At 69.9% G+C, this 13,647-nt stretch carries 15 protein-coding genes; 2 read left to right on the top strand and 13 right to left on the bottom strand.

Annotated features, from left to right (window positions below):
* Positions 1–13 precede the first annotated feature (13 nt).
* The 13 genes from HMJ39_RS08395 to uraH all read right to left on the bottom strand — a co-directional run bounded on the left by HMJ39_RS08395 (position 14) and on the right by uraH (position 12,008).
* Positions 14–400, bottom strand: a complete 387-nt coding sequence (locus HMJ39_RS08395; protein WP_194296964.1) for a hypothetical protein — start codon at positions 398–400, stop codon at positions 14–16.
* Positions 401–437: 37 nt separating this feature from the next.
* Positions 438–2,129, bottom strand: a complete 1,692-nt coding sequence (locus HMJ39_RS08390) for a SulP family inorganic anion transporter (RefSeq protein WP_194296963.1) — start codon at positions 2,127–2,129, stop codon at positions 438–440.
* 110 nt (positions 2,130–2,239) lie between these two features.
* On the bottom strand, positions 2,240–2,734 hold the full coding sequence (locus HMJ39_RS08385) for a nucleoside deaminase (RefSeq protein WP_194296962.1): 495 nt from the start codon (positions 2,732–2,734) through the stop codon (positions 2,240–2,242).
* 1 nt (position 2,735) lies between these two features.
* Positions 2,736–3,512 (bottom strand): ABC transporter permease, encoded by a 777-nt coding sequence (locus HMJ39_RS08380; RefSeq protein WP_228462239.1) that lies wholly within the window; start codon positions 3,510–3,512, stop codon positions 2,736–2,738.
* 1 nt (position 3,513) lies between these two features.
* The gene (locus tag HMJ39_RS08375) at positions 3,514–4,317 is read right to left on the bottom strand and encodes an ABC transporter ATP-binding protein (RefSeq protein ID WP_194296960.1); all 804 of its coding nucleotides are present in this window, start codon (positions 4,315–4,317) and stop codon (positions 3,514–3,516) included.
* Positions 4,318–4,321: 4 nt separating this feature from the next.
* Positions 4,322–5,314 carry an ABC transporter substrate-binding protein gene (locus HMJ39_RS08370; RefSeq protein WP_194296959.1) on the bottom strand — a complete coding sequence of 331 codons (993 nt, stop codon included), beginning with the start codon at positions 5,312–5,314 and terminating at the stop codon, positions 4,322–4,324.
* A 58-nt stretch (positions 5,315–5,372) separates the two neighbouring features.
* Positions 5,373–6,134: an alpha/beta fold hydrolase gene (locus HMJ39_RS08365; RefSeq protein ID WP_194296958.1), complete on the bottom strand. Its 762-nt coding sequence runs from the start codon at positions 6,132–6,134 to the stop codon at positions 5,373–5,375.
* Complete coding sequence (locus HMJ39_RS08360; RefSeq protein ID WP_228462238.1) at positions 6,127–7,107, bottom strand: isopenicillin N synthase family dioxygenase; 981 nt, start codon at positions 7,105–7,107, stop codon at positions 6,127–6,129. Before HMJ39_RS08360 ends, HMJ39_RS08365 begins: the two co-directional genes overlap by 8 nt.
* A 134-nt stretch (positions 7,108–7,241) precedes the next feature.
* Positions 7,242–8,189 carry a LysR family transcriptional regulator gene (locus HMJ39_RS08355; protein WP_194296957.1) on the bottom strand — a complete coding sequence of 316 codons (948 nt, stop codon included), beginning with the start codon at positions 8,187–8,189 and terminating at the stop codon, positions 7,242–7,244.
* A 2-nt stretch (positions 8,190–8,191) separates the two neighbouring features.
* The gene (locus tag HMJ39_RS08350; protein WP_194296956.1) at positions 8,192–9,556 is read right to left on the bottom strand and encodes an 8-oxoguanine deaminase; all 1,365 of its coding nucleotides are present in this window, start codon (positions 9,554–9,556) and stop codon (positions 8,192–8,194) included.
* 88 nt (positions 9,557–9,644) lie between these two features.
* Positions 9,645–10,385 carry a GntR family transcriptional regulator gene (locus tag HMJ39_RS08345; protein WP_194296955.1) on the bottom strand — a complete coding sequence of 247 codons (741 nt, stop codon included), beginning with the start codon at positions 10,383–10,385 and terminating at the stop codon, positions 9,645–9,647.
* Positions 10,386–10,458: 73 nt separating this feature from the next.
* Positions 10,459–11,652, bottom strand: a complete 1,194-nt coding sequence (locus HMJ39_RS08340; protein ID WP_194296954.1) for a urate hydroxylase PuuD — start codon at positions 11,650–11,652, stop codon at positions 10,459–10,461.
* Positions 11,652–12,008 (bottom strand): hydroxyisourate hydrolase, encoded by a 357-nt coding sequence (uraH, locus tag HMJ39_RS08335; protein ID WP_194296953.1) that lies wholly within the window; start codon positions 12,006–12,008, stop codon positions 11,652–11,654. Before uraH ends, HMJ39_RS08340 begins: the two co-directional genes overlap by 1 nt.
* A 124-nt stretch (positions 12,009–12,132) precedes the next feature.
* Here uraH and puuE point away from each other — a divergent pair, with 124 nt between their 5' ends.
* Together puuE and uraD are read left to right on the top strand one after the other, a co-directional pair.
* The gene (gene puuE / locus HMJ39_RS08330; RefSeq protein WP_194296952.1) at positions 12,133–13,050 is read left to right on the top strand and encodes an allantoinase PuuE; all 918 of its coding nucleotides are present in this window, start codon (positions 12,133–12,135) and stop codon (positions 13,048–13,050) included.
* Positions 13,043–13,567 (top strand): 2-oxo-4-hydroxy-4-carboxy-5-ureidoimidazoline decarboxylase, encoded by a 525-nt coding sequence (gene uraD / locus HMJ39_RS08325; RefSeq protein ID WP_194296951.1) that lies wholly within the window; start codon positions 13,043–13,045, stop codon positions 13,565–13,567. Before puuE ends, uraD begins: the two co-directional genes overlap by 8 nt.
* Positions 13,568–13,647 lie beyond the last annotated feature (80 nt).

Below are 13,647 nucleotides of genomic sequence, written 5' to 3'. Positions count from 1 at the left end.
GCGGCTTGTCAGGTCAACGGCCGGGCACCGGTGGCGCGCCGCTTTCCGGCCGGGCGTCACCGTCGTCGTCGAGGCCCGGATTGAGCGGGTCCGGGTAGGTCTCGCGGCGCAGTTCCTGAATCCGGCGCGTCATGGAGGGTTGCCGGTCGCCGTCGGCGGCGCGGCCCTGGTCGCCGGCGCCCATGGCGCCGTCGCGCTCGCCGATGGATTCCGGCGAAGCGCCGGCTCCGCCCAGGTCGGCGTCCGGGGTCTCCGGCACGCTGCGCAGGCGGTCGTAGTTCAGCCCGTAATTGTAGTCCTCGCTGTAGATGTCGTCGCCGCGAATGTAGTCGTAGTCGTCGGCGGCGACAGCGCCGGCCAGTGCCAGCAGCGCCAGCGGCAGGGTGCGGACAAGGTGCATTCCTGGCTCCTCGCGTCGATGTGTCGGTTCGACCGGTTCAGCCGGCGGCGGTTCCGGGGCCGGCCAGGGCCTCGATGGCCTCCCGGTTGTTGACGAACAGATTGTCCTCGCCGAGCCGTGCCAGCAAGCCGGTGTGCTCCATGACGTCGCGGACCTGCTTCTTGACCCCGGAGAACGCCAGCCGCACGCCGCGACCGGCCAGGTCCCGGTGCAGCCGCTCCAGGGTTTCCGCGCCGGTGGCGTCCATGGCGTTCATCGCCGAGGCGCAGATCAGCACCACCCGGATATCCGGCTCGTCGCGCAGGCGCAGCCGCACGAAGCGGTCCAGCAACGGCGCGGTCAGGTAGGTCAGGGAGGCGTCGAGGCGCAGCGACAGCACGCCGGGGGCCAGCGGCGGCAGGTCGTGCAAGCGCCGGTCGCGCAGGGTGCCCGCCGGGTGCAGGCCCAGCTCGATCAGGCGCGGGTGGGCGCGGCGGTAGAGGAAGAACAGCATCGCCAGCACGAAGCCGGTGAACACGCCCCAGTGCAGATAGGGCACCGACGCCAGGGTCACCACGAAGGTGGCGACGGCCACCACGCCGTCGTCCAGGGAGGCGCGCCACAGGCGCACGAAGGCCATCGGGCTGATCAGCCCGAACACCGGCACCATGATGATCGCCGCCAGGATGGCCCGTGGCAGGTGTTGCAGATAGCCGGTGAAGAACAGCAGACACAGCAGGGTGCAGAGCGCGGCGAACAGCGCCGACCAGCCGCTGTTGGCGCCCACGTAGCGGTTCAGGGCGGTGCGCGAGAACGAGCCGCTGACCGGGAAGGCGCCGCTCAGGCCGCTGGCCACCTTGGCCAGTCCCTGGCCCACCAACTCCTGGTTCTGGTCCCACAGGCGGCCATCCGGGGACGGCAGCGAGCGGGCGCTGGACATGGCCTCGGTGAAGCTGATCAGGGCGATGATCAACGCCGCCGGCAGCAGTGCCCGGTGCTGCTCCAGGGTCAGGCCGGCGGGCCAGCCGAACTCCGGCAGGCCGGCGGGCACGGCGCCCACCACGGCGCCACCGAAGCCGGCGTAGCCAAGCAGGGCGCTGGCGGCGATGCCCAGCACGCACACCACCAGCACTCCGGGAGCCCGTGGCAGCCAGCGTTTCTGCAGCCACAGCAGCAGCATGGCCCCGGGGCCGAAGGCCAGGGTCCACAGCCAGGCCGGGTCCGGGTGGGCCAGATGCCCGCCCAGGGCCGTGAAGGCGCTCTGCAGGCCGCCACCGTCCACGCCCAACAGAGCGGGCAACTGGGACACCAGGATGATCAAGGCGGCGGCATTGAGAAAGCCGGTGATCACCGCGTTGGAGACGAAGTTGGCGATCAGCCCCAGGCGCAGGGCGCCGAGCAGGAACTGGATCAGCCCGGAATAGATCGCCAGCCAGATCGCCAGGGTCACCCACTCGCCGCTTTCCGGCGTGGCCATGGGGCTGATGGCGGCGAAGGTGAGCAGGCTGGTGAGGGCCACCGGGCCCACCGCCAGCAGCGGCGAGGAGCCCCACAGAATGCCCACCACCCCGGGTAGCAGGGCGGCGTACAGGCCGGTGACCGGCGGCATGCCGGCCAGGGTGGCGTAGGCCAGGGCCTGGGGAACCAGAACCAGGCCCACGGTGAGGCCGGCGAACAGGTCCTGGCGCAGGGATTGGCGGGTGGGACGGGGCCAGCCGAGGAACGGCAGCAGGCGCGTCCAGACGCTCATTGATGTCTCCGGCGAATAACCACGGGCGCCCGGCGGCGCGGGCGCGGGAAGGGTAAAGAAAGTGGTTATATGTTAATGCCGAACGGTTATTTTGGCCAGTGGACGACCGGTCACGCTTGTGACCAGAAGTGTTCGTGCAGCGCCGCCGCCTCGTCCTCCAGCAGTGGCCCGATCACTTCCACCGGCCGTTGGCCGCTGTCGAAAACCCGCCGGCAGGGCAGGTCCAGGGTGGGGTTTTCCGGGTGATCGCCGGTGAGCGCCTTGAGCCGCTTTTCGGACAGGCCGTAGACCACCCGGCCGAGGCCGGTCCAGTAGGCGGCGCCGGCGCACATGGCGCAGGGCTCCGCGGAGGTGTACAGGGTGCAACCGGCGAGAACGTCCGGCGACCAGGTCATGGAAGCGCGGGTCATCAGCACCCGCTCGGCGTGGCCGGTCATGTCGTGGTCGGGCAGGAAGGCGTTTTCCTGCTCCATCAGAATCTCGCCGTCCGGCCCGGCGAGCAGGGCGCCGAACGGGTGGCCGCCGGCGTCCAGGGCGCGCCGCGCCACCTGGAAGGCGAGGCGCAGGTAGTGTTCGTGATCCAGGGCCGCGAGGGCGTCGGTCATGCTATTTCTCCGCGTCGGGCAGGCTCCAGGGGAACAGCAGGCGCTGGGTCAGGGACACCAGCTGGAACAACGCCAGGCTCAGGGTGACCAGCACCCCCAGCGCGGCGAAGGCCTGGGGCACCTTGAAGAAGGAAGTGGAAAAGGCGATGAAGAAGCCCAGCCCGTCCTCGGCGGCCACGAACTCCGCCACCACCGCGCCGATGATCGCCAGGGTCACGGAGATGCGCAGCGCCGAGAAGATGTAGGGCACCGCGAACGGCAACTGGATGTTCTTCACCTCGCGCAGCCGGCTGGCGCCCAGCGAGCGGGACAGCTCCAGCATCGCCGGTGGCGTCGCCAGCAGGCCGGTGACCGTGGACACCACGATCGGGAAGAAGGTGATCAGAAAGGTGATCGCCACCCGGGGCGCGTCGCCGGCACCCAGCACCACCACGATGATCGGCGCCACCGCCACGATTGGCGTGGACTGGATGATCACCAGTTGCGGATACAGGGTGCGCGATAGCAGCCGGCTGTTGGCCAGGGCCACCGCCAGGGGAATGCCGATGGCCACCGCCAGGGCGTAGCCCTGCAGGCTCACCCGCAGGGTGGCCCAGATGTGGCCCAGCCAGCTTTCCAGGGCCACCGCCAGGGCGCCCTGGACGATGGCGCTGGGTGTCGGCAGCAGGTAGGCGGGCACCTGGAACAGCCGGCACGCCAGTTCCCAGATCAGCAGCAGGAGCAGGGAGGCGAACAGCGGGGCGCCCCGGTCGAGCACCTTGAGCAGGGCGCGACCCATGTCAGGCCAGCGCCGCCGGCCGGAAGACCTGGGCGCGGATATGGTTGGCGATTTCATGGAAGCGGGGCTCCGACAGCGTCTCCATGGAACGGGGCCGGGCCAGGCCCACGTCGATGATTTCCCGCACCCGGCCCGGGCGCGCCGACATCACCAGGATGCGGTCCGCCAGCAGCAGGGCCTCGGGAATGGAATGGGTGATGAACAGCACCGTCTTTGGCCGTTCGGTCCAGATGCGCAGCAGCTCGAAGCTCATTTCGTCCCGGGTCAGGGCGTCCAGGGCCGAGAACGGCTCGTCCATGAGCAGGATGTCCGGGTCGTGGAGCAGGGCCCGGGCGATGCCCACGCGCTGCTGCATGCCGCCGGACAGTTCGTTGGGCCGCCGGGTGGCGAAGTCCTCCAGGCCCACCATGGCGAGCAGTTCCCCGGCCCGTTGCTTCTCCGCCGGGGTGACCCGCCCGTGCTTGTGCTTCATCGGGAAGGTCACGTTGTCGCGCACGTTCAGCCACGGCAGCAGGGTGGGCTGCTGGAACACGATGCCTACCTCCTCGCGGGGGCCGGTCACCGGCAGGCCGTAGATTTCCGCCTGGCCGCCGGTGGGCTTCACCAGCCCGGCGATGATGCGCAGCAGGGTGGACTTGCCGCAGCCGGAGGGCCCGATCACCGCCACGAATTCGTGGCGGCGCAGGGTGAAGCTGACGTCCTCCAGGGCGGTCACGCTGCCGCCGTCGGAGCCGCTGAACACCTGGCCGACGCGGTCGAAGCGGATCGCCGGGCGGCTGCCGTCCGGTTCGATGCGGGTGGTCATGGCGTTACTCCGGGATGAACTCGCGGGTCACCGAGGTTTCCGGATCCAGGCTGTCCTCGGGCAGATCCTGGGCCTTGGCCACCCAACGCCAGGTCTCCGCCAGCAGTTCCGGCTCGAAGGCGCCCAGGCCGTCCTGCTCGGCCAGGTCGGTGTCGATCAGGCGGGCGGAGGCGGCGAATTCCTCGGCGGCGATGTCCGCGTCCACGTCCGGCACCATGGCCTTGAGGGCGGCACCGGCTTTGGCCGGGTCGTCGATGGCGATGCGCAGGGCCTTCTTGTAGATGTCCAGCACCTTGGCCACCAGGGTCGGGTTCTCCTGGATCAGGCGGTCGGACGCGAACACCGACAGGCCGTAGCCGTTGAAACCGTACTCGGACCAGGGCAGCACCTGGATTTCCTTGCCGGCGTCGTTCATCAGCGCCGCGAAGGCGGGCAGCTTGGTGAGCCAGTTAATGGTGCCGTCCACCCGGCCGGTGGCGAACATGGGGCCCATGGCGCCCGGGTCCACCTTGAGGACTTTCACCGCGTCCGGCTCCATGCCGTTGGCTTCCAGCACCAGCGGCCAGGTCACGTTGGAGGCGGAGAAAGTGGCGGTGGCCAGGGTCTTGCCCTTCAGATCCTGCAGGCTGTCGATGCCGTCGCCCTTGGCCACGAACACCGCGTCCGGCTGTTTGGTGTAGATCGACATCACCGCCGTGACCGGCACCTCGGCGCCGGCCTGGGCCTGCATCAGGGCGGACAGGCCGCCGGTGCCCATGTCGGCGGCGCCGGTGCCCAGCTTGGTGACCACGTCGCTGGAGCCCCGGCCGCTGTTGATTTCCACCTCGATGCCGGCGTCCTCGAACAGGCCTTCCTGCACGGCCAGGTAGATCACCGCTTTGTCGCCGGCGGGCAGCCAGTCGTTCAACCAGCGGATTTTGTCGGCGGCGCCGGCGGTGGCGGACAGGGCACTCACCCCCAAGGCGAGCAATACGGATCGCAGGGCACGGAACGTCATGGCGTCACTCCTCGATATTTATGTTGTATACATCTCGGTATGCAATGGGCGTGCCCGTTCAGGGCCGGGCGGACCCGAAAAACGCGGTCAGGGCGGCGGCCAGGTCGTCCGGGGCGGACACCTGGGGGGCGTGGCCGGTGTCCAGGGACACCACCCGGGCGCCGGGTACCAGGTCCTGCATGCGACGCTGGGCGGCGGGCACCACGGAGCGGTCGCGCAGGGCTTCCACATAGAGCCGGCGCACCCGGCCGAAGCGCTCCGTGCTCCAGCTCGGGGCGGCGGCGCGGGCTTTTTCCGGCTGCGACGTGAGCCGCCCGGCGGCGCCCTCGGCCTCGGCGTCGGGCAGGTCCTGGAAGAAGATCGCCCGGGCCGCCTCCGGCGGTACCCGGCTGGCGCGGCGTTCGGCGTCCCATTGCAGGTGCGGCACGATGCCGGCGGCGTCCGGGTCGGCGGTTTTGAGCGGCGCGGTGAGCTCGGCGAAGCCCATGCCGGAGGGCAGCATCATGCCGGCCACGTAGGCGACCCCGGTGATGCGCTCCGGGGCCCGGTCCGCCACCCGGGTGGCGGTGACGCCGCCGCCGGAGTGGGCCACCAGGCCGACCCGGCCGGGCAGCGCCGCCAGCGTTTCCATCACGGTGTGTTCGTAGTCGTCCAGGCCGGCGTCCAGGTCGCCGCGCGGGCCATGGCCGTTGCCCGGCAACTCCAGGGCATGGGCCTGGAAGCCGGCGGCGCGCAGGGGTGCCAGCAGGCGCTCCCACACCCAGCCGCCGGCCCAGGCGCCGTGGATCAGAATCAGGTGCTCGGGCATGTTTTCAGGCATAGGTCCGCCGGTACATCTCGATCAGATGCTCTTCCACCGTCACCGGCGGGTACTTGGGCCGTTCGCCCTCGGCCAGGCAACCGGGCAGGCAGCGCACCTGGTGGTCCGGGTTGCCGGAGTAGAAGAAGGGGATGGAGTAGCGTTCCTTGCCGGAGATGTTCACCACCCGGTGCAAGGTGGAGCGGTAGCGGTCGTTGGTCCAGCGGGCGATCATGTCGCCCAGGTTGACCACATAGGTGCCGGGCACCGGGTCGGCGTGAATCCAGGTGCCGCGGGCCTGATTCCACACCTGCAGCCCGGGGCTGTCGTCCTGCAGCAGCAGGGTGATGCCGCCGAAATCCGTGTGCGCCCCGCAGCCCTTTTCGTTGGGCGCCGGGTTGGCGGGCTGCGGCGGGTAGTGCAGCAGCCGCACGATGGCTTGGGGGTCCACGCAGAAGTCGTCGAAGTAGTGTTCGTCCAGATCCAGGGACAGCGCCAGGCCGCGCATGATCAGCTCGCTGAGTTCGGTCATGGCCCGGTAGTAGGCTTCGATGGCCGGGCGGAAGTCCTCCACGCCCTGGGGCCACTGATTGGGGCCGTGGTTGAACTTGCCGGCTTTCACCTTGGGGTCGTCCGGGCCCCGTTCCTCGCCCACGTAGTAGCTTTCCTTCAGGTCCGGCGGCGCGCCGGCCTCCAGGGTCTGGCCGCGCAGCGGGTCATAGCCCCGGTTGGCGGCGGACCGGGCCATGCCGACCCGGTTCTTCTCGTCCATGGGGCGGGCGAAGAAGCGCCGGCTGGCGTCGAACACCCGCGCCTGCAGGGCCGGGTCCACGCCGTGGTTGCGGATGTAGAAAAAGCCCTTGTCGGTGCAGGTGGCGCGCAGCGCCCGCCCCACCGCCCGGCGTTCCGCCGGGTCCGGGGAGCGCAGGCCGGACACGTCGATGATGGGCAGGGCGCCCTGGGACACTCGCATCGCTTCGAAATCGGCGTTCATGGTGGTTTGCCCTCCGGGCAAGGCTGGCGGTCATTAATCCGGCATTCAGTGTGCGCCGGCCGGGCTGTACGCCAAAGCAGAGAATATCGACCACGGTGATGCCGAATCGGCATCGGCGCCGGTGGCCGGGCCGGTCAGGAGGGGGCCGGCAGTTGCACCGCCTCGGCGGCCTCGCGGCGGGCCATTTCCTCGCCCAGCAGGCGGGCGAAGGCGTCCACCGCCACTGGCAGGGCGCGGCCGGCGCGGGCATAGATGCCCAGGTCGCTGTACACCGGGCCGGCGTCGTTGAGCGGCAGATGCACCAGGCTGCCCCGGTTCAGGTCCGCCTCCAGGCCAATGCGGGTCTGAAAGGCCACGCCGATGCCCCGGCGGGCCAGTTCCTTGCTCAGCTCCACGGAGCCGGAGCGCACCACGCCCCGGGTGTCGGCGCCGGCCCGTTCCATGGCCGGGCGCATCAGGTGGTGCACGGACAGGTCCTGTTTGGCCAGCACCAGTGGGTAGGCCATGCAGGTGGCCACGCTCACTTCCTGGCGGCGGGCCAGGGGATGGTCCGGCGGCACCACCGCGCCGAGCCGGAAGCGCGCCAGGGTGAGCTGGCGCAGTTCCGCGGTGCGCGGCAGGGCGAACGCCAGCCCCAGGTCGGCGGCGCCGCTCGCCACGGTGTCGGGAATCGCCTGGGAACCCAGGGTAGCGATGCCGATGGTGATGTTGGGAAAGTCCTCGCGCAGGCGGCCGATCACGGTGGGCAGCAGATCCGTGGTGACGCCCTCCACGGTGGCCACCTCCACATGGCCGGTGCGCAGGCCCTTGAGGGCGTCCAGCTCGGAGCGGGCGCGTTCCGCGTCCTGCAGCACCACGATGGCGTGGCGGGCGAACACCTCGCCTGCGGCGGTGAGCTTGAGGCCGCCGGGCAGGCGCTCGAACAGGGGCGCGCCGATCTCGTCCTCGAGCTTGAGGATCTGCCGGTTCACCGCCGACGACGCCACGTGCAGGCGGCGCGCCGCTTCACGGATGGAGCCGGCGCGCCGCACCGCGTCGAAGTAGAGCACCGCTGGCGAGTGAACGCGCAGCCGGGTGGCCATGGTCAGCCGTCGACCAGTTGCCGGGCCAGGCGGTTGTGTTGCTCCACCAGGGCCGGCAGCTCAATGGGGGTAAGCCGGCCCTGGTCCACCACGGTGCGGCCGTTGATGATGCTGTAGGCGACCCGGCGTGGCGCCGAGAACAGCAGCGAGGCAAGCGGGTCGATCTGACCGCCGGCATAGGCGATGTCGCCCAGGTCGAAGGCGATCAGGTCGGCGCAGTAACCTGGCGCCAGGCGGCCGATGTTGTCGTCGCGGCCGAGCACCCGGGCGCCGCCCCGGGTGGCCAGCCACAGGGCTTCCCGGGCGCTCATGGCGGTGGGGTCCTCGTGGCGCACGCGCGCCACCAGCATCGCCTGGCGGGCCTCGCCGAGCAGGTCGTTGCCGTCGTTGGAGGCGGTGCCGTCCACGCCCAGCCCCACCTTGACGTCGTGATCGAGCATCTTGCGGACCGGCGCGATGCCGGACGCCAAGCGCATGTTCGAGCAGGGGCAGTGGGCCACGCCGGTGCCGGTGCGGCCGAACAGCTTGATGCCATGGTCGTCCAGGTGCACGCAGTGGGCGTGCCAGACGTCGTCGCCCACCCAGCCGGTTTCCTCGGCGAACTGGGCCGGGGTCATGCCGTAGCGCTCCTGGCTGAACGCCAGGTCCTTGCTGTTCTCGGCGGTGTGGGTGTGCATCAGCACGCCCAGATCCCGGGCCAGCACGGCGCTCTGGCGCATCAGGTCCGGGCTCACGGTGAACGGCGAGGAAGGCCCCAGGGCGACGCGGATCATGGCGTCGTCGGCGCGGTCGTGGTGGGCTTCCACCACCCGCTGCATTTCCTTGAGCACCGCGTCCTCGTCCCGCTCCACCACGTGATCCGGCGGCAGGCCGCCCTGGCTCCGGCCCAGGGTAATGGCGCCGCGCACGCCGTGGTAACGCATGCCCAGGCGATGGGCCGCCTCCAGGTTGTCCTCCAGCCGCGAGCCGTTGACGTAGAAATAGGCGTGGTCCGCCGCCGTGGTGCAGCCGGACAGCATCAGCTCCGCCATGGAAGTCTGGGCGGACACCGTCATCATCTCCGGGGTGATGTTGCCCCACACCGGGAACAGGGCGCTGAGCCAGTCGAACAGCTCCGCGTTCTGGGCCGCCGGCAGGGCCCGGGTGAGCGACTGGAACATGTGGTGGTGGGTGTTCACCAGGCCCGGCATCAGCACGTGGCCGCTCAGGTCGATCACCTGGTCGGCGTCGGCGGGCAGCTCGGCGGTGGGGCCCACGGCGGTGATGCGGTTGTCGGTGATGAACACGGCGCCGTCGGCGATTTCCCGTTGTTCATCGTCCATCGTCGCCACCACGGTGGCGTTCTTCAGCAGCAGGGTGCGGGGCATGCGGCGGCTCTCCTCTCGGCCTTTTTGTATACAGTTGGCGATGCGGATTGCAGTCAAGCAGGAGCCGTGCCGGAATCGGCCGCCGCGCTCAGGCGTCCGGGCGCAGGATGCGGGCCAGGTCGATGGCGGCGTCCGCTTCGTTCAGGTCGAGCAGGTCTTCCAGGGCGCGCAGATGCCGGTGGGCCAGCGCCGCCGCCTGGTCCCCCTCGCCCTTGGCGATCAACTCCGCCAGCCGGGCGTGGTCGTCGCCCAGGAAGCAGGCGCTCATGCCCGGTGACTTGTACAGGGCGATGACGATGGAGGTGCGCAGCACCAGGTCCCGCATCATCCGGCCGAGCACCTGATTGGGGCAGTGCCGGGCCAGAAAACGGTGCACTTCCATGGAGCAGTGCACCCGGTCCTGGTCGCGGCCGCTTTGGTGGGCGCTCTTCTCGTCCTTCACCAGTCGCTTCAGTTCCTGCAGGCGCGCCTTGCTCAGGGTGCCGGCGGTGAGCCGCAGCACCTCGCCCTCCACCAGCCGGCGGGCGGCGAAAATCTGGCGCGTTTCCTCCACGTCCGGGCGCGCCACCATGGCCATCTGGTTGGGGCGTTGCTCGATGACGTGGTCCGAGGCCAGCCGGGTCAGCGCCTTGCGGATGATTGAACGGCTCACGCCGAACAGCTCGCTGAGGGCCACCTCCGGCAACCGCGAGCCCGGCGGCAGGCGCTGGGTGAGCACCGCCTCGTAGATGGACTCATAGATGCTCTGGTCGCTGGCCTTGCGGTTGCCGCTGTCGGGCGCGAGGGCCTGGGCCGCGGTCGGCTTGCCGGAATCGGGGGCCGTTGCCATAGATTCAATCTCCCTGGTCGAGCCCGAAATGTATACACCGCATGGCGGCGAGGCAACTCGCGGCGCCGCCGCGTCAGGGCGGGTCGGCGGGCTGGTTCAGCCAGCGTTCCAGCAGGGCGCGCTCGTCGTCGGTCATGCCGGTCAGGTTGCCCGGCGGCATGATGCGGGTGCGCACCGCCACCTGGCCGATCTGGTCCCGGTGCTGGCGGATCGCCGCCTCGCTGTCCAGGCGCACGCCCTTGGGGGGCGCCGTGAAGCCGGCGAAGGAGGGCGCGGCGGCGTGACAGGCGGCGCAGCGCTGCTCGACCACCGCGTTGACCGCTTCCAGGGTCACCGGCGGGGTGTCGGCGCCGGCCTGGCGGTCCGGGGCGCGGGGCGCGGTGGCCAGGATGATCGCCGCCAGGCCGGCCAGGCCCAGGGCCATCAGGCCCCAGTGCCGGCCGGGCAGGTGACGGCGGTTGAAATAATGGCGGATGACGATGCCGGCCAGCGCCAGGGCGGTGAGGATCAGCCAGTTCCAGCCGCTGCCGTAGGTGCTCGGGAAGTGGTTGCTGATCATGATGAACAGCACCGGCAGGGTCAGGTAGTTGTTGTGCCGGGAGCGCAGGGCGCCGGACCGGCCCCGGGCGCCGTCCGGCTCCCGGCCGGCCTTCATGGCCTCCACCATGGCGCGCTGGCCGGGAATGATCACGAAGAACACATTGGCCACCATGCAGGTGCCGATGGCCGCGCCCACGTGGATGTAGGCACCGCGGCCGCTGAACACCTGGCTCAGCCCCCAGGCCAGCAGCACCAGCAGGCCGAACAGCACCGCCGCCAGCGCCACCGGCCGCCGCCCCAGCGGCGAGCGGCACAGGCCGTCGTAGACCAGCCAGCTCAGCGCCAGGGTGGCCAGGCCGATCAGGCTGGCGGCCAGCGGCGACAGGTCCGCCACGGACGGGTCGATCAGGTTGGTGCGCGCGTTCAGGTAATAGACCACCGCCAGCAGAAGAATGCCGCTGATCCAGGTGTAGTAGGCCTCCCACTTGAACCAGTGCAGACGCTCCGGCAGCCGCGCCGGCGCCACCTGGAATTTTTGCAGGTGGTAGAAGCCGCCGCCGTGGATCGCCCACAGGGTGCCCTCCACGCCGTCCGGCTTGTCGCCGTGCCGTTCGAGCTGATTCTCCAGCCAGTTGAAGTAGAAGGAGGCACCGATCCAGGCGATGCCCACGGTGATGTGCAGCCAGCGGATCAGCAGGTTGGCCCATTCATACAGGTGCGCTTCCATCAGCTTCCCCGGTAGGTGCTGTAGCCGTAGGGGGAAAGCAGCAGCGGCACATGGTAGTGGCGCTCCGCTTCGGCGACGCCGAAGCGCACCACCACCTCGTCCAGGAAGGCCGGCTCCGGCAGGGCGGTGCCCTGTCGGCGGAAGTGCTCGCCGGCCTGGAACACCAGCTGGTAGCGACCGGGCCGCAGGGCGTCGCCCTCCAGCAGGGGCGCCGGGCAGCGGCCGTCGGCATCGGTATTGCATTGGGATACCAGGACCGGCGGTTCGCCGTCATCCAGCCGCCACAGCTGCAGCGCCAGCCCGGCGGCGGGCCGCCCCGAGGCGGTGTCGAGAACATGCGTGGTAAGACGCCCCATGGGCCGCTCCTCGGATTTGTACATTTCAATGTCGACAATAAAATCATAGAAATGTATACATGTACAATCCGGACGCATCGACCGTCACCGACCCGTCACCACCAATGAGCAAGGAGGAAACGCCATGGCCGCACCGCATTCCGGCGGGGATTATCCCCGGGACCTGATCGGCTACGGCCCGCACCCGCCGGACCCGCGCTGGCCCGGTGGCGCGCGGCTGGCGGTGCAGTTCGTGCTTAATTACGAGGAGGGCGGCGAGAACTGCGTGCTCCACGGCGACGCCGCCTCGGAATCCTTCCTCTCGGAAATGGTGGGCGCCGAGGCCCGGCCCGGCGTGCGCCACATGAGCATGGAATCGCTCTACGAATACGGCAGCCGGGTGGGGCTGTGGCGGCTGATGCGCCTGTTCCGCCGTTACCGGATGCCACTCACCGTGTTCGCCGTGGGCATGGCCGCCGAGCGTCATCCGGACGCCATCCGCGCCCTGGTGGACGAGGGCCATGAGATCTGCAGCCACGGCTACCGCTGGATCGACTATCAGTACGTGCCCGAGGCGGTGGAAGCGGAGCACATCGGCCGCGCCGTGGAGGCGCTGACCCGCGCCGCCGGCACCCCGCCCCTGGGCTGGTACACCGGCCGCACCAGCCCCAATACCCGGCGCCTGGTGGTGGAGCACGGCGGTTTCCTCTACGACGCCGACGACTACAACGACGAACTGCCGTTCTGGACCCGGGTGGCCGACCGCCGCCATCTGGTGGTGCCCTATACCCTGGACGTGAATGACATGCGCTTTTCGTCACCGGCCGGCTTCAATAACGGCGAGCAGTACTTCAACTACCTGCGCGACAGCTTCGATTACCTCTACCAGGAAGGCGCGGAACAGCCGCGCATGCTGTCCGTGGGGCTGCACTGCCGGCTCGCCGGGCGCCCCGGCCGCGCCGCCGCTCTGGAAAAATTCCTCAAGCATGTGAGCGCCCACCGGGACGTCTGGGTGACGCGCCGCATCGACATCGCTCGCCACTGGATGGAGCACCATGGCTGATACTCCGTTGCTGTCGCCACGCCCCAGCACCCTGGACGAGGAGGCGTTCGTGGCCTGCTATGGCGACGTCTATGAACACTCCCCCTGGATCGCCCGCCAGGCCCACCGGCAGGGCCTGGGCGAGGATGACGACTCCCCGGCGGCCCTGGCCGCGCGGCTGGCGGCGGTGTTCGACGCCGCCGACGCGGCGGCCCAACTGGCGGTGCTGCGCGCCCACCCGGACCTGGCCGGCAAGCTGGCGGTGGGCGAGGTGCTCACCGCCGACTCCAGCGCCGAACAGGCCGGTGCCGGCCTGGATCAGTGCACGCCGGCGGAGTTCGAGCGCTTCCAGGCGCTCAACGAGGAATACAAGGCGCGTTTCCGGTTTCCCTTCATCCTTGCGGTGCGCGGCCTGCATCGTCGCGACATTCTTGCCGCCTTCGAAGCGCGGGTGCGCAACGATCCGGATACGGAGCGGGCCACGGCGGTGGCCCAGGTGAACCGCATCGCCGCCCTGCGTCTGGCGGCCCGGGTCTAGGTGTGTAAAGCCACCAGGTTGTTCAGTAAGGGCAGCCGGCTGACGGGAGGCAGATAGCCAAGGCTGGAATGGGGTCGATG

This window comes from Alloalcanivorax profundimaris, from assembly GCF_015265435.1.
Taxonomy (GTDB): domain Bacteria; phylum Pseudomonadota; class Gammaproteobacteria; order Pseudomonadales; family Alcanivoracaceae; genus Alloalcanivorax; species Alloalcanivorax profundimaris.
This window is presented reverse-complemented; position numbering and strand designations above follow the sequence as displayed.